This is a genomic window from Roseiconus lacunae (assembly GCF_008312935.1).
GTDB classification, from domain to species: Bacteria; Planctomycetota; Planctomycetia; order Pirellulales; family Pirellulaceae; genus Stieleria; species Stieleria lacunae.
Map to the genome: position 1 here is coordinate 87,707 of NZ_VSZO01000010.1, position 15,557 is coordinate 103,263.

The 15,557-nt window shown below is 54.2% G+C and carries 11 protein-coding genes; 6 read left to right on the forward strand and 5 right to left on the reverse strand.

The features are described from left to right. Positions 1-340 precede the first annotated feature (340 nt). The 6 genes from FYC48_RS14435 (at position 341) to FYC48_RS14460 (ending at position 10,731) form a co-directional block, all read left to right on the forward strand. Complete coding sequence (locus FYC48_RS14435; protein ID WP_149497433.1) at positions 341-1,423, forward strand: ThuA domain-containing protein; 1,083 nt, start codon at positions 341-343, stop codon at positions 1,421-1,423. Positions 1,424-1,492: 69 nt separating this feature from the next. Then, the gene (locus FYC48_RS14440; protein ID WP_235034258.1) at positions 1,493-3,028 is read left to right on the forward strand and encodes a sulfatase family protein; all 1,536 of its coding nucleotides are present in this window, start codon (positions 1,493-1,495) and stop codon (positions 3,026-3,028) included. Between the two features lie 403 nt (positions 3,029-3,431). Next, positions 3,432-6,350 carry a protein kinase domain-containing protein gene (locus tag FYC48_RS14445; protein ID WP_149497434.1) on the forward strand — a complete coding sequence of 973 codons (2,919 nt, stop codon included), beginning with the start codon at positions 3,432-3,434 and terminating at the stop codon, positions 6,348-6,350. 138 nt (positions 6,351-6,488) lie between these two features. Next, entirely contained in the window at positions 6,489-7,409 is a 921-nt protein-coding gene (locus FYC48_RS14450; protein WP_149497435.1) for a GGDEF domain-containing protein, read from the forward strand. 111 nt (positions 7,410-7,520) lie between these two features. Next, complete coding sequence (locus tag FYC48_RS14455) at positions 7,521-9,860, forward strand: TonB-dependent receptor domain-containing protein (RefSeq protein WP_235034259.1); 2,340 nt, start codon at positions 7,521-7,523, stop codon at positions 9,858-9,860. A gap of 148 nt (positions 9,861-10,008) precedes the next feature. Next, positions 10,009-10,731: a hypothetical protein gene (locus FYC48_RS14460; protein WP_149497436.1), complete on the forward strand. Its 723-nt coding sequence runs from the start codon at positions 10,009-10,011 to the stop codon at positions 10,729-10,731. Positions 10,732-10,859: 128 nt separating this feature from the next. Here the strand turns inward: FYC48_RS14460 and FYC48_RS14465 are convergent, their stop codons facing one another. From FYC48_RS14465 to FYC48_RS14475, 5 genes are all read right to left on the reverse strand, one after another. After that, entirely contained in the window at positions 10,860-12,338 is a 1,479-nt protein-coding gene (locus tag FYC48_RS14465) for a serine hydrolase (RefSeq protein WP_149497437.1), read from the reverse strand. Between the two features lie 35 nt (positions 12,339-12,373). Further along, positions 12,374-12,703: a hypothetical protein gene (locus FYC48_RS27805; RefSeq protein ID WP_160149525.1), complete on the reverse strand. Its 330-nt coding sequence runs from the start codon at positions 12,701-12,703 to the stop codon at positions 12,374-12,376. A 263-nt stretch (positions 12,704-12,966) separates the two neighbouring features. Beyond that, complete coding sequence (locus FYC48_RS14470; RefSeq protein ID WP_149497438.1) at positions 12,967-13,719, reverse strand: trypsin-like peptidase domain-containing protein; 753 nt, start codon at positions 13,717-13,719, stop codon at positions 12,967-12,969. 78 nt (positions 13,720-13,797) lie between these two features. Further along, positions 13,798-13,956: a hypothetical protein gene (locus FYC48_RS27810; RefSeq protein ID WP_160149526.1), complete on the reverse strand. Its 159-nt coding sequence runs from the start codon at positions 13,954-13,956 to the stop codon at positions 13,798-13,800. A gap of 77 nt (positions 13,957-14,033) precedes the next feature. Next, positions 14,034-15,086 carry a DUF1559 domain-containing protein gene (locus FYC48_RS14475; RefSeq protein WP_149497439.1) on the reverse strand — a complete coding sequence of 351 codons (1,053 nt, stop codon included), beginning with the start codon at positions 15,084-15,086 and terminating at the stop codon, positions 14,034-14,036. Positions 15,087-15,557: the final 471 nt, after the last annotated feature.

The following is a 15,557-nucleotide window of genomic DNA, read 5'->3' on the forward strand; positions in this document are numbered from 1 at the left end:
TCATCGACGGCAGGCGTGTGGCTTTCCTATTCGGTCAGACTCATTGCCTGACGTGTTCGATCATTTACCGAAGCTGAGGCCAACTGATTCCTGGTGCTGCATGTCCACTCAAGGTTCGGATCGACCATCAGCCGACAAGCGTTCGTTGCGGCGATTGTGGCGCAGCGGCGGGAAACACCAGAGGCCTGATCTCCATGACCGATTCCAAGCATGCCAGACGGATCGCTGTTAAATTTTCAATAACAGTGTCACACTCGACATCGCCGCGACAACGTTTGATAGACATCTGCCTATCTTTCGTTGCTAAATGTCCTTCGAACTGCCCATCCTAAGCTACCGCATGAACCCTACGTCGTGTTTTCCCCTGCCGCTCAGACTGACGACACTCGGCCTGCTGACGCTCGCACTTATCGGTTTCACCGGAGCCAATGAGTCGCATGGCCACGAACCGCTTGTCTACCAAGGATCAAACGGGCCGGGAAAGGGCAAGCACATTGTGTTCATCGCCGGTGACCACGAATACCGGAGTGAGGAAACACTGCCCGCATTGGCACGAATTCTCGCGAAGCATCATGGTTTTAAGTGCACGGTTCTGTTCACGGTTGATCCGAAAACCGGTGAAATCGTTCCCGGCAACAATAACATTCCGGGACTGGAAGCACTTCAGTCCGCCGACCTAATGGTGAACTTCCTTCGGTTTCAGGACCTTCCTGATGACCAGATGCAACACATCGTCAACTACCTCGACCGCGCCGGCCCCGTGGCCGGTTTACGAACGGCCTCCCACGCCTTTCGAATTCCGAATGAGAGCAAGTTTTCCAAGTACTCCTATAAGTCAACCGAATCCGGATACGAAGGTGGGTTTGGGCGACAAGTCCTAGGCGAAACATGGGTCGGTCACTACGGCAAGAATCATGTGATGAGCACTCGTTTGGATTTAGTGTCAGAGCAAAAATCGCACCCGGTCCTGCGAGGTGTTGATTCGGCATGGGTGGTCGCCGGCGGTTACTGGGCCGACCCGATGCCCGGAAGCACCGTGCTTGCGATGGCTCAACCACTCGACGGCATGTCACCGGATTCGAAACCCGCCGCCGACAAACCACCTTGCCCAGGAACATGGGTTCGAACCTACCATGGAAAGCAGGGCAAAGGCCGAGTGTACACGACGCTCTACGGTGCCTCAGAAGACATAGAGAATGAAGGTTTCCGCCGCATGTTCGTCAACGGCTGCTACTGGGCGATGGGTATGGAAGACGCCATCAATGCCGAGTTCGTTGTCGACTTGGTGGGCCCGTATCATCCGACGCCCTACAAGAACGGTGGGCACCGGCTGGGGATTAAACCGGCAGACTTGGCCGGCTTTGAAAGCCCGATCATGCCGACCGACCGACCTCTCTCCCAACGCAAGACCGACAAGCGATAAACCGGCCGATCGAAAGTATTCAAATGCGATTTGGCAATCAAGCCGCCTTCCCACGATTGAAATCACCACATGCTCACCTTTGATACCGCGACTAAGATGACGCTACATAAACATCCTTCTCCCCGACAACTGTTCGCGGGTCTGAGTTTACACCTCACCTTTGTCTTCAGTGTCTTCTTGGCGTGCTGCGTTCCCAGTGCGACAGCAATGGCGGTGACGCCGCCGAACATTGTATTGATCCTCGCCGATGACCTTGGCTATGGCGACGTCCAACCGCTGAACCCCGGCTCTAGGATCGCGACCCCCGCATTCAACCGACTCGCCAAAGAAGGCCTGACCTTTACAGATGCCCACACGCCATCGGCGGTTTGCACCCCGACACGCTATGGCCTGATCACTGGGCGTTACTGCTGGCGAACGCATCTAAAACGTGGTGTGATCAATGGCTATGGCAGACCGCTGATCGAGCCTGAACGCCCAACGCTGGGAAGCATTTTTTCTGCGGCCGGATACCGGACTACCGTCATCGGAAAGTGGCACCTTGGACTCGGACTCCACGGCGGCCCGGATGACCTCGACCTCAGCAAACCGTTGAGCCACCATCCCGGCACAGTTGGCTTTCAGGAATCGCTCGTCATTCCAGCCTCATTGGATTTCCCGCCCTACGTCTACTTCCGAAACGGCAATGCCACGACAACGCAAACCATCGTCGAACCCAAACGAGGCTTTCCTCAATATCTGCGACAAGGCCCTCGCGCGAAAGATTTTGACATCCAAGGGTGTCTCGATCGGCTAATCGAGGAGACTGTTGAAGTGGTCGAAACGATGAAATCGTCCGATCAACCGACGCTACTCTATTTGCCGTTGACGGCGCCGCATAAGCCAGTTTACCCATCGGCCGAATTCGCGGGCACTACCGGACTTGGTCCCTACGGCGACTTCGTTCGTCAAGTGGACGGTTGCGTCGGACGCGTGATCGATGCCCTCGACTCGAACGGTGTACTCGACGACTCAATCGTCATTGTCACTAGCGATAATGGCTCGTTCATGCGTCGCTACGACGACGAGACCCCCGACCATGTCGATGATGACACCGTCCAAGCGTATCGCTCCGAGCACCATACGTCGAACGCCCAATGGCGCGGAACCAAAGCAGATATCTGGGAAGGTGGGCACCGAGTCCCATTTTTCGTTCGATTGCCTAACGGACGGCACTCAGGCCAACGCATCGATCAAGTGATTGGATTGGTCGATATCCTGGCCACACTCGCCGACAAAATCGATATCAAACTTCCTGTTGATGCCGCACCGGATTCGGTGAGCTTTGCGAGTTTACTCGAAGACCCCAAAGCATCTTTTCATCGCCCTCCGCTGATCTGTCATTCTTCCGGCGGGATGTTCGCGATTCGCGATGGCAACTGGAAACTCGTTGCCGGAAACGGAAGTGGCGGTCGTCAGCAACCCAAAGGCAAGCCCTTCGCCGAACCCTGGATGCTCGTCAATCTTGATGAAGATCCGCAAGAGAAAAACAACGTTGCCGATGCACACCCGCGGCGATTTGAACGAATGAAACGCCAGCTCTTAGACATCAAAGGCGACGACTAAGAAAGCGGCTGAGATCTATCAACTGGCGTATGGCTGCGCCAGTGATTGCAACACACTCGCACAGACGTTGTGCGACTTCTTCAAAATTCAAGGCGAAACACCGCGTTAGACGCGGGCAGCCATTGAACGCCTCGGCTGGAATACCGAACGATTGCTTCGTTCGATGGTTGGCGATCGTACCGATCCGTGGCATCAGCTTTTGTGCCCAACCGTGACCTATGATCTATGCTGAGCGGCGATTCGCGGGCCGTAAGTTTTCGGTTTTGTACCGGCGGCTAGCGCCTTGACGCTGAGTAAACCAAACTCAACCACAGGGAATTCCGCTCGCAGGTGAATTCTCGCGAGTGCTCACCGCCGCACAACCACTATAAACCGCATCTCTGGTGCCAGCACGATCCAAACCATGACCCGACCTGAGCCCTTTCATCCGCGTGAACTCAATTCGGGACGTGGCTCTATTCGTGGGTATCGGCGTGATCACGATGATTCACTCTTTGGTGAAGCGACCATAGGTCCTGGGTCCAACCTACGATCGACAAAGCTTGCGTCCAAGGACACGACAGATCCGAACGAAAGTCGCCGGACTGGATGTGGGACTTCGGAACAAGACGCCGACACACGAGTGTCAACAACGACCGATGCGACAACTGTCAATGGCACCGACGGTTCGTCTCGATTCCGGGCCGCCGGTGAACTTGGGCGTGGCGGTTGGGGGATCGTCCAGCGTGCGCGTGATCAGGTGCTTGACCGAGAAGTCGCGATCAAACGAATCATCGGTGACAATGCGGACGAAGATCTACGAGAACAGTTTCTGCACGAGGCAAAGATCACCGGCCGATTGCAGCACCCCGGCGTAGTGCCCGTTCACGAACTCGCGCAGTCAGACGGGGGCGATGTCTTCTACGTGATGAAACTGCTTGACGGAGAAACGTTTCGAACGCAAATCCGAAGGCATCATCAACAGTACCATTCAATCGGCAAACGAAATGCGGAGACGCTTAGCGAGACCATTAAACCACTGCTTGAGCGTTTCATTGATATTTGCAATACAGTCGCTTACGCGCACCAGCAAGGAATCCTTCATCGCGATTTGAAACCCGCCAATGTGATGATCGGTGAGTTTGGTGAAACCATTGTTCTCGATTGGGGGCTTGCAAAAACGGTCGATGAAATCGATCACGAGGGTGGCGTGACGCTACGTTACGGTCTCGGTGACGGAACGTCTGATTCAACACAAAGCACTTCACGTCGTCGAAGTGAACGCAACGGCGTAGTGATCGGAACGCCGGCTTACATGTCGCCAGAGCAAGCGAATGGACAAACGTCGGCGCTCGACCACCGATCGGACGTGTTTTCACTGGGCGTCATCCTGTATGAAATCGTTTCCGGACAACACCCGCACGCTGGATTGAAAACGGACGCTGTTCTTCATCGTGCCCGCGATGGCGAATACGAATCGTTAAAAGCCCGCCAGCCTCACGCGTCTGTTGCTTTGGTTGCGATCGTCAACAAAGCTATGGCGCTAGCACCTCGAGATCGCTATGACAGTGCCCTCGATCTTGCCGATGATGTACGCCATTGGATGCTCGGAGAACCGGTCAGTGTTCATCCGGGAACTCTATCGGACAGGTGCAGTCGCTGGATTAAGCGGCACCGAACGCTTGCCACCGGATTGGCCTCCTCGGCTGCGATTCTATTGATTTCGGCTTCGGTATTTTCGATCCTGATCCATGGGGCGCATCAAGCTGAAAAACAAGCCCGCCGATCGGCCGAAGCGGCCAACCGAACGGCGCTCAAGCGGCTGATCGAAGCTCGAGATGCAACCGACACTTGGCTTATCGACCTTAGCGGCGTGTTGCGATATTACCCGGGCCTGCAGGCCGAACGCCATCGGCTGATCCAGAAGGCCATTGCGCAATACCAAGACTTGGCGACCGAACAATCTGTCAGTGAAACAATCCGATCGACCGAACCGCTCGAAAAATTAGAACGCGGCAAATGCTACCTTCGACTCGGGGACTTGCATCGACTCACAGGAGAAATCGGCCTGGCTTCGAAAAACTACGATCACGCCCAACAAATCTTCGAGTCGATCGACGTCGCGTCCACCGGCAAGCAGCTGCGGCGCAACGGTTTATCCCTCCGATTGATCTCGACCGCCTCCGTTGACCAACCGGAGGCGCCCCCGGCGCCGATGGATAACAAGCTTGCCCTACAACATCACCTCAACGTCGAATTAGCGAACTGCTTGATCGGTCAAATTTTGGCCGTGTGTGTCCAAAGTGAATCGACTAGCAGCAACTCATTGCCAACTACCGCTGCCACTGTCCTTGATTCGACATTGACCGAGTCGATCAAAACGGCCGAGCAACTTTTGTCGGCCGTTCTGCCTCCGAGTTCGAATTCTGACTCGGTAGACGAAATTCAGATTAAAGCGGTTTCATCGCAACTACGACTCGACCTCGCGATCGCTCATCGTTCGGACGTTGATCCAACGATTCGTTTAGCCCATGCCCAATCGGCCGCCGACTGGGGCACCTGGCTTTCGAGTCATCGCGAACAGGCGAACGATCGGGCACATTTGCTCGACGCCGATGAAACGCTAGCCCTGCTCTACGAAGAGACAGATGCTCCCAACGAAGCCATCGAAGTATGGTCAAATCTGATCACAACAATCAGAGAACAGACTTCGCGACTTCCTTCGATACACCCTCGCCTACTTCAAACGGCAGCACATGCACGCATTCGTCGTGCGAAACTGCTATTGAAAACCGGCGATCGCGCGGCAGCAATCGAGGACTACGAAAAGGCGATCGAGCAACTCAACCACGCTTGGCAGGCGTCTGATCCAGATGACTTCTATCGCACCAATCTTGCCACCGCGGAGTTCAACCTAGGAAAAGTTTACTCGACGGATCCTGATCACTCCGCCACAGCCCAAAGCTTGCTTCGCCGCTCGTCGCAAACCTACAAAGAGTTGCTTCAGCAACGCCCCACCGTCGAAGTCTTACGCCGCCTTACCGATGCGAAGGCAAAACTAGCCGAACTAACGATCGGAACCGATGACGAAGTTGCGCACTTGGATGATGCGCTGGTCGGATTTGAGGTCTTAGACGATCACACGGTCATCGATCGACAAGATCTTCTGCGTTGGCTGAAATTACTCGTCCGCCGCGTGACGTTGACCGATGGCGGACATGTCAACGGCAATCGACACAAGCAGCTTGAGCAAATCCAATATTTGGCCGATAGCCTTCACGAGACGCCTCTGCCAATCGACCTGCAATCACAAATCGATGCACTGCAGGACCAATCCGAGTGACCGGCCTTTTCCGCGCTTTTTTGCAGCAAAATTAAAGTGTGGTCGTCCAAATGACGGCATGGCGATTCCGAACGGCCTTTGATTGACCAGACCGAATTCGACATCCAACCCTCATCGACCCCGACGCAATTCACCATCATGACGGCTGATTCTTTTTGCGATCCGGCAACGGCACTTCCTGAAGCGGACCACACACTCGCGCACAGCCACGGTCGGTCGCCGTCGATCTCCGAAAGCGACAAGTCATGCTTGGTGCAGATCTATCCGCCCGATGTCGTCGATGGGATGGTGCTTCTTGATCGTCCCCAAATGATCATCGGACGTGACGCCGACGCCGACTTACTCTTGCCAGACCAAAGTGTCTCACGTAGTCATGCGGAACTTCGATGGACTGAGAACGGCTATGAAATCCGAGATCTTGGCAGCACCAACGGAACCTTGGTGAATGAGTCGAGTGTACGCTCGGCAATGCTTCGATCGGGCGATACCGTCAGGATTGGCAGCTTTATCTTCCGATTTCTCTCCGCAGACAGTATCGAAACGCAATATCACGAGACCGTTTACAACGCATTGGTTCGTGACGTTCTAACTGGAACGATGAATAAGCGTTACTTGCTTGAATCGATGGAGCGAGAGATCGCCCGAGCCGTTCGGCAACAGTCGTTGCTCTCTGTGATGATGCTGGATATCGATCATTTCAAAAGTATCAACGACACCTACGGACACCTCGTCGGCGATGAAGTCCTCAAGGAATTCGGCCAACGGATGACGCACGTTTCACGCGTGGATGACCTGCTTGCCCGGTACGGTGGCGAAGAATTCTGCCTGCTGATGGCGGGAACGGATCTTGATGAAGCGTACGAAATCGCAGAACGCTGCCGGCATGCGATCGCCGACCGAGCGTTTGAGACCGAAGTTGGCGACCTAGCTGTTTCGGCAAGCTTTGGCGTGGCATGTCTTGACCCGGTTCGTCCGATCTCGTGCCTTGATTTCCTTCAGGCTGCCGATCAGAAACTTTATGAAGCAAAGTCGCAAGGTCGCAATCGAGTCTGTCGGTAAACATTTTGGCTTTGTAGTTGCGACGGACGATTGGCAATCTTGATCGTCTTTGCGATTGAGGGTGGATTCTAAATATCGCCACACTGACCGCTCAACGGAAACGGATTTCCAATGGACGCCTCACCCGATTTCATTCGGTTCTTTGTCAACGTGCGAGTCGGCATCGCAGTCGGCATGATCGGCTGCGCCATGTTGACCACCACCGTTCCGATCGCCGCTCAGGATCACGATGGTCATGTAGAAGAAACCTCCCCCGAGGATTCTTTACTGCTACAGGATCCGATTCGACGATCCGAAGCCGGTTCTCGACGCCACGACGAAACCACGACACCCAACCAAGCTTCCGACCAAGGACTTCTCAGTGACCGTCGACTGAACCGACTTTTTGGTGAAGTCGATCAGCTCGACCAACTGCCCGATGTCCGACGACCGCTGGCAAAATCGCCGGCGGCGAATGCAGTGTTTTCGGCCGAGGCGGTCGGCAGGCGTACCGCGGACGTTGGAAGCTTACTAAAGCAGTCCAAAGCCGCCCAAGGTGTCGCGATTCAGCACCGAACACCGATCACCAGCGATACACGTGTGCGTGGTCAACGTGTCGGACAAATCCTTGCATCGGGATCCTACTGGGCACCTGCTCGTATGGACCTCGATACCATGATGAGCAAAATTGATTCGCGGTTGATCGACGATCTCATTCTGATCAAAGGCCCCTACGCGGCGCGCTATGGACCAAGCTTTCGCGTCGTCGACTTAGAATTTGTCCAATCGCCGCGCTACGATCGCGCAGAAATCCATGGCAGTTCGAGTGCGACTTACAGCAGTAACAGCGATCACTGGTATGGACGCCAATCGGGTTGGGGGGGCAACCAAGAATATGGATTCTACGTCAGCTACGGTCACCAAACGGCAAACGACTACGAAACCGGAAAAGACGGGTTCTTCATGCCCTCCAGTTTCAAATCACGCGATGTCTTCGTCGCCTTCGGAGTGGACTTGTCCGACCACGAGACACTTGAGATCAACTATCTGCGACTCGACCAAACCGACGTCGAAATCCCCGGGCTCGTCTACGACATCAACTTCTTAGTTACCGACGGCTACGAGTTTACCTACACGAACATAGCTCCCACGTTTCTGGCCGACGAGTTTCGTGCAGAGGTCTGGTACAACCGAACTCGATTTGAAGGCGACACCAGTCGTCCCGGCAAAAAGAAACAGATTCCTTCGTTGCTAGTTGAATTGGAATCGACCAGCGGTAGCGACGGTTTTGCAAGGACAGATGTCGATGCACTCAGTGGCGGCTACCGATTCGAGAACACCGTGTTCACTCAAAACGGGCAATACGCATTCGGAACTGACCTGATCATTTTGAATCAAGAACTTAACGATATCGAACCGTTTGCACCGCCGGATGACAACAACTTTCCGATCCCACGGAGCCACTCCGTTGACATTGGCGTCTATGTCGAAGATGTCGAGCAATTGACTGACCGTTGGTCGATGACAACGGGGGGACGAATCGACGGCGTCTTTGCCGACGCGCAAGACCATGTCCCGGGTGTTCCAATACTGCTTTCCGATTTGAAAGAAGCTGAACTCGAACAAGCGTTCTTCCTTGGGATGGTGTACCTGACTTCGGACTACCGGATCACGCCGGATTGGCACTGTAACTTAGGCATGGGCTTTGCCTCTCGCGCCCCAACGTTAACGGAGCTTTATGCGGAATCATCGTTTATCGGAAGTCTGCAACGTGGCGTCACGTTCTTATTAGGCGACCCTAAATTGAAACAGGAAAAACTGTACCAACTCGACGCAGGTGTCCGCTACACCGATGGGCAACATCGATTCGGTGTCCAAGGGCATTGCGCATGGATCGAAGACTTTATCACCTACGACCTCCTCGATCCCCCAGGAACCTCAGACGGTTTCCAACAAGGCGCCGTGTTTACGAACACCGATTTGGCGGTACTCAGTGGCGTTGAGCTTTATGGTCAACGCGACGTCTCCGACTACATCACACTCTTTGGGACGCTTTCTTATATCGAAGGCACCGACCTGACGCGAAACAGCCCTTCCCGGTTGTCGCCATACCTTGATCGAAGTGCAATACGTGGTGTTGAGGAAGAACCGCTTCCAGGAATCAACCCGCTTGAATCTCGAGTCGGGATTGTGCTCGAAGATCCCAATCCGCAACCTGGTTGGGGGATCGAACTGCTCGCCCGTATCGTCGACAACCAAGATCGCGTGGCGAAGACCCTCGAAGAACTGCCAACACCCGGATTCACCACCTATGATGTGCGAGCCTACTGGCTGATCGATCAATGGCTCTTCACGTCTGGGATCGAGAACTTCACCGACAAGTTTTATCAAGAACACATCGATTACCGATCAGGCCGTGGCGTCTACCGCCCCGGCATTTCATTCTATTTTGGTACCGAAGTTCAATACTAACCGAGTGGTTACGACATTGAATCGCGTCATCCGAACAAAGATTGGCACGCAGTATGCACCCACCTGACTGTCTGCGGTAAGTGACGTTTCGCACGTCCATTTTGACATGCCCGCAGGAAATCCGCAGTCAAACGGAGCGAACGATTTGATGGTCCAGTCAGAAGTCATTGATGCAAACGAACTGGCTCGTTTGCAACGTCAGCGAGAAAATACGATCGCACCCGAGCTACATAGCTCGGTGATCGCCGGAATGGTTTCCGCAGCCGCACGGTTCATACCGCTGCCGTTCGTTGACGATTTGGTTCGGTCGAAATGTCGAAAATACGTGGTTAAGTCGACTCTTGATTCGGTCGGTCGCGGCGAACTGCTGGTTGAATTTAATTCACTTTACAACGAACCTGGAGGCATGTTCTCTGGCGCCGCCGCGATGGCCGCAAAAGTACCGCTGAAGATTCTTCTGTTTCCGATACGAAAGGTCGTCGCCGTGATGACGTCGGTTCGTGGTGTGCCGCTGGAAGTAATTCGCTGTATTTTAATCGGCCGAACGGTACGACGAATGGCAGATCGCGCCGACCGACCGTCCAAGGAAGCATTGCGCAAAGCATTTGACTCGGCATTTGCGCGCATGGATTTTCGCGTCGTTCGCGCGGTGATCAGTGATGCCCTCGAAGGAATTGATCGGTGGTCGGATGCCGCAATTCGGCTCGCCAAGAAAGTGGCAGCGAACGAATCCGTTCAATCAATCGAATCATCAGAGCGGAAACCACTTGACGACGGAGCCGAACGAATTGAGAAAAGCCTCAACCAGCCGAGAATCACTCAGTTGTTTAGTGAATTCGATTCGAAGCTGGACGGAATTCTGAACAAATAGTCGAAAGGTTGCTCCAGGTTGAACTTATCTCGACGATCGTGATTTCATCGGCAGCCTTGCAACCGCGAATCCATTTTTGGCTTTCGCAAACTTGATTGTAACCGCGTTCATCCAAATCGGAATGAAGATCAATTTCCGATCCGCTTTGCCTGCTGCTTGATACCGTTTTGGTGCAATGTCAACGCATAGGCCGGACCTTTCGATCGTACATGAAACTCTAGCGTCGCCTCGACCGACTTGTAGGACCACTTCGTTGGCGAATCGGCATACACTTGTTGCGTCGGCTGATTCGTGATACCAACCATCATTCGCCCACCTTCGTATTTGACATCGAAGATAAAGTTTGGAGTGAGTTGATAGCGTCCGGCCAGTCTTTCTGGGGCAATCGTGCCAGGCTTGGAGTCCATTTCTCCCGCATCGGTTTGTTTCTGACCGGATCCATGCCTTGCGAACAAGTATCCCATCATCTCGTCACAGGCCGGAAACGCTTGAGGCTCACCGGTATTGGTGCAGACAATCGCAGCAAGATCGGCTTCGGGAATGACCCAGATCAACGCAAACGAATTTGTATTGCTGCCCCCGTGGTTCAACCCGGATCCCAACGGAGTCGGGGCACAGATCCAACCGCACGCATAATGATTTCCCGGTGTAGACTCAATTAATGGTTCATGCAAATGATCAAACGTTGCTTGAGTTTTTAAAACCGGAGACGGCTTCCCCGCGAGGTGCCAACGCGCGTATTTCGCATAATCTTCGACCGACAAATGCACCGTCCCACACGACGCGTAAACCGAGGGATTCTCCGCACCGGGGGCTCGTGGATCCACGGGTTTCCCATTCGCATCGTGTCCCCAAAGAAGCGGCGGAGTCGATTTCTCGGCGGATTCTAGCGTACGAAAGTCCGCCGATCGCATCTCTAAGGGTTCGAACACGAGTTCCTTCATTAATGTTTCAAAAGACCTTCCAGCACGGGTTTCCAGCATCGACGCGGCGATGGCATAACCCAAGTTGGAATAGACAAACTGACCGCGCGGCGACGCAGGTGCCTTTGGTAGAACGATTCGCAACATCCGTCGGCGTTCGAGTGCTGGCGATTCCTTTTCCGCGAAAAAGCGAGCCCACTCGGATCTTGAGACATCGCTGATGTTGACCGCGATACCACTTTGGTGTGACAGCAGTTCGTCGAGCGTGACGTCTCTCAATTTTGGATGAAGATGCTCATCAGTTGCCTTCGGCCAAACCTCACCGAGGGTGGTCGACCATTCGATCTGCCCCGCTTCAACCAAGACAGCCGCGAGTGTCGCGGTCATTGACTTGGTATTTGATCCAATCGCAAAACGGTCACTTAATTCGGCCCGATCGGAAGCTCCACGCTTTCGATCACCGGAACAGTTCGATTCCACCACGCCATCTTTATTGACAACAATCACAGCCAAGGCTGGCACATCATGCTTGCGGCGGAGTTCGGCGACCTTTGCTCCCAACCGCGGTTGCGTTTCTTGGGCACGACCGACCGCAGGCACCACCATCGACAGTACAAGCACGACGAATAGAATACGCGACGGACGATTCGCGGTATTCGGACAACGGTTGTGACAGAGCATCATTCGCGCACCTTTTGAGAAAACGTTACCAATCGACCTTACGGCCCGGGCGGTGATAATTCTAGGCGCCGAACGAAGACAATTCGTCTTAAAAAGTCAAGTTTCGCGGAAAGGAAGCGTCCGTCCCAAGCTTTATCAATCCGCATCAACTGAAAAGATAACGTTGAACGCGTTGGCCCCCGCTGCTTTTCGAATGCCTCCCGTGCTTGATCCAGTCGGTAGCGATTCGTCACTAAGCCACCAACATCGATCGCCTTGTCGAAGGGACCACATCGAGATCCGATCAAGGAAATTTCATCGATAACGATCGCCGCGGGTAATTGTTGGTGTGGGTCGGCAACCGTTGTTTTCGCCACGGAATCGGGCACTCAAATGTAGCAGGATGAGATCGGTTCTAATAACCATCAGCCGAAGAAGCTAACGTCCGATTTGCTCGTCGGGTAGCGGAACGCTTCGTCAGGTTCGCTCGCTTCGGTACGTACCGACCGGCTTGATAGGATGTCGCCCCCCTGGGCTAACGAAAACACCGGAACCCGAGTTACCACGGCTTCCCGTGCGTCTTTGTATTGACGCACGCAAAGCTGCGAGAACCCGAATTCCGGTGTACGTTTTTAGCGCCGAAGCGATGTGATTAGGAATCCAACGATCCGGTATAGCGTTTCCAATAGTCTGGCATCGAAATCCCGACCCCGGCGACTCCATCGGTCGCCTCGTCCGCATGAACGTGCATTCCGACCACCTCCCCGGACTCATCCAACAATGGAGCTCCGTCGGCGGCTTGCAATGACAAGCGTTCATTGATAAATCGGTAAGCAATCGTTCCGTCCGGATTGACCGCCGTGATCTTTGCCTCATGAGTCGTTTGACTCGCAGGGGCACCTCCATAAACTGCGGTCGCAAGGTAGACCTTACTATCGACAGTCACCGGGGCAGCCGCTAAACCAAACGCCTTCATGCCAACTTTACCGGGCTCAACCAAAGCGACGTCGTACAAGATACTTGATTCATCGGACAGTTGATCCGTTGGCGGATCAGCCATCATCCCAATGACCTTCATGCTGTCGCTGGCACCATAGGCCTCGGTCGCACCGATCGTTCGAATCGATTGCCGAATCCGCTCGACCTCGTCGAGTTCGGTGAAAGGGGTTTCACGTTCCTCCGCCGCATGCAGAACGGTGACCAGGTAGGTGGTCTTCTTCTCGCCAGTCGGAAAACGACAAGCAAATCCAGTCGCATTGACCTTGTCCGGCTGAATCGCTTTTTCGCCGAGTGCAAAATACGCTCGCCAAATCGCGTTCGCAGGGACATCAGGTCCGCTCACCGTTTGTTGCTGCGCCAGCGGCGACGGTTGTTCGCTGAGCGGCTGAGGTTGACAACCAGACATTGATGCCAACGATAAAACGGCAAACGCCCCTCGCATCACGAGGGACGCTTTCTTTTTTATTCGAGTCAAGGTCACGATTTACAGCTCGCTCTCGCCATCGATGACGGCTTCATCTTCGGCAGCGATTTGGGCGGCTACGTCGCTGCTAATTTCTGGCGCTTCGGGAGCACCGCCGCAGCCGACGGCGACGAAGAGCACGAGCAAACTAAGCAGTGCGAGTGAATTTAATCGCGTCATTTCAGATCCTGTTGGTTTTTGGGGTGTCAATATTTTTTCGGTGACGAATTCATTGCAACGAAAATTCATTGCAGTGATTACTCGACGATATTCGGGGCGACTTCGCCGTCATCGACGACGCAAAGCTGCATCCAAACTGTCGCGTCAATCGCGAAGTCGAAGTATTGAACCGATCCGTCGCACATGACGGCGTGAACACCGGTATGCGAAGAACCGAAGTAGTGGTTCCAGTTAGTGCCTTGATTCTGGTCGCGATCGGGAGCGTAAGCTTGCGAATCGCTCTTAGGCGGGAAGTGCCAACGCAGTGTATCGGTGTCCCATCCAGGATTGTTCCAACGCTCGTTGTCGCCGCCATCGAGACCATGCTCGGTGTAAGGCAGTGATTTCTCGGCGAACACAATGCTGTGAGTCAGACCATCACGAATACCAGCCAAGGTTCGTTTATCACCTTCCTTGGCCCAGATGATCGCCCCGCCTTTGGTCTTCAGCAGACCACCGTTGCTTCGGCTGCGGGTTGAAACGGCGGGCGCTCCTAACGGAGCTTCGGGAATATAGTTGACTGCCGTATCGGGACGGCCGTGGTAGTACCCCGCATTACCGGCGTAGTCGACTCGTCCAAATTTGGCACTTCCGTAGCCGGTCGGTGGACGACGGGTAGGGCAGTAATAAACGGGAACGAGGACTTGAGCGACGTCATCCTCACCACCGTTGTTAGGACGGTTCGGCCAGTAGGCCGCGTCATCGGTTGCCATCTCGTAAACAGCATCCTGTTCGAGAAACGGCAGGATGCGAAATTGCGCCGACCAACCGGCAGCATTAGCAGCTCGGCAGCAAGCGTTCGCGTCGCGTCCGGCTGCGGAAGTCGATCCGGGATCTCCGTCCCAAGGTCCGGGTGGGAGTTGCTTGAAAACGCTTTCGTAGTTCAGCGTTGCCAACCCGATTTGCTTCAGATTGTTCGTGCACTGCATTCGGCGGGCTGATTCGCGAGCGGCTTGAACCGCAGGCAAAAGCAGACCAACCAAGATGCCGATGATCGCAATGACGACCAATAGCTCGACAAGCGTAAAACCAGTCCGAGGCGGGCGGGAGTTTGACTGGGGGGCGGGGTGGGGGAATGACGGCGCCGTCATCTGTGTTTCCTCTAAGTTACCAAAGTGCGAGGTTCTAAAGTGCAGTTTTCTGCCGTCGTAAATTCGCTTGACGGGCAGAGGTAAACGACTTGTTTCAACTGTTCGGTTAGACAAACGATCGGCTCACGTGTCGACGATGTCGAGTCACATTGGCCCTGTTGATCGCTGTGTTGCTTGAAAGAACTCAGCCCCATTCGATCAGTCATCGCGAGTGCTTTGGGTTGATAAAGATTCACACAGGAAGTCAGTACCTGGTTGAAAACCGGTGAATACAGCTTGCGTGGCTGCCGCGTTTGTTGCTGGCCCACACCTCGCCGACAGTGGCGACGCATGCCCGATGCTAACGCGTTTGGGCTCACGGTTCTCGGATTGTTTCCCAAAGCAACTACCTAAACTGAAATGAGATAGTGGCTATTTTCTTACAGTGGCATTTTCAAATCGAACATGCATTTTCTAGCGGGCGTTCGATTT

What these genes read in the sequence shown, in the direction of transcription:
- FYC48_RS14435 (WP_149497433.1), top strand. Translation starts at nt 341, where the DNA reads ATGAACCCTACGTCGTGTTTTCCCCTGCCGCTCAGACTGACGACACTC.
- FYC48_RS14440 (WP_235034258.1), top strand. Translation starts at nt 1,493, where the DNA reads ATGCTCACCTTTGATACCGCGACTAAGATGACGCTACATAAACATCCT.
- FYC48_RS14445 (WP_149497434.1), top strand. Translation starts at nt 3,432, where the DNA reads ATGACCCGACCTGAGCCCTTTCATCCGCGTGAACTCAATTCGGGACGT.
- FYC48_RS14450 (WP_149497435.1), top strand. Translation starts at nt 6,489, where the DNA reads ATGACGGCTGATTCTTTTTGCGATCCGGCAACGGCACTTCCTGAAGCG.
- FYC48_RS14455 (WP_235034259.1), top strand. Translation starts at nt 7,521, where the DNA reads ATGGACGCCTCACCCGATTTCATTCGGTTCTTTGTCAACGTGCGAGTC.
- FYC48_RS14460 (WP_149497436.1), top strand. Translation starts at nt 10,009, where the DNA reads ATGGTCCAGTCAGAAGTCATTGATGCAAACGAACTGGCTCGTTTGCAA.
- FYC48_RS14465 (WP_149497437.1), bottom strand. Translation starts at nt 12,338, where the DNA reads ATGATGCTCTGTCACAACCGTTGTCCGAATACCGCGAATCGTCCGTCG.
- FYC48_RS14470 (WP_149497438.1), bottom strand. Translation starts at nt 13,719, where the DNA reads ATGTCTGGTTGTCAACCTCAGCCGCTCAGCGAACAACCGTCGCCGCTG.
- FYC48_RS27810 (WP_160149526.1), bottom strand. Translation starts at nt 13,956, where the DNA reads ATGACGCGATTAAATTCACTCGCACTGCTTAGTTTGCTCGTGCTCTTC.
- FYC48_RS14475 (WP_149497439.1), bottom strand. Translation starts at nt 15,086, where the DNA reads ATGACGGCGCCGTCATTCCCCCACCCCGCCCCCCAGTCAAACTCCCGC.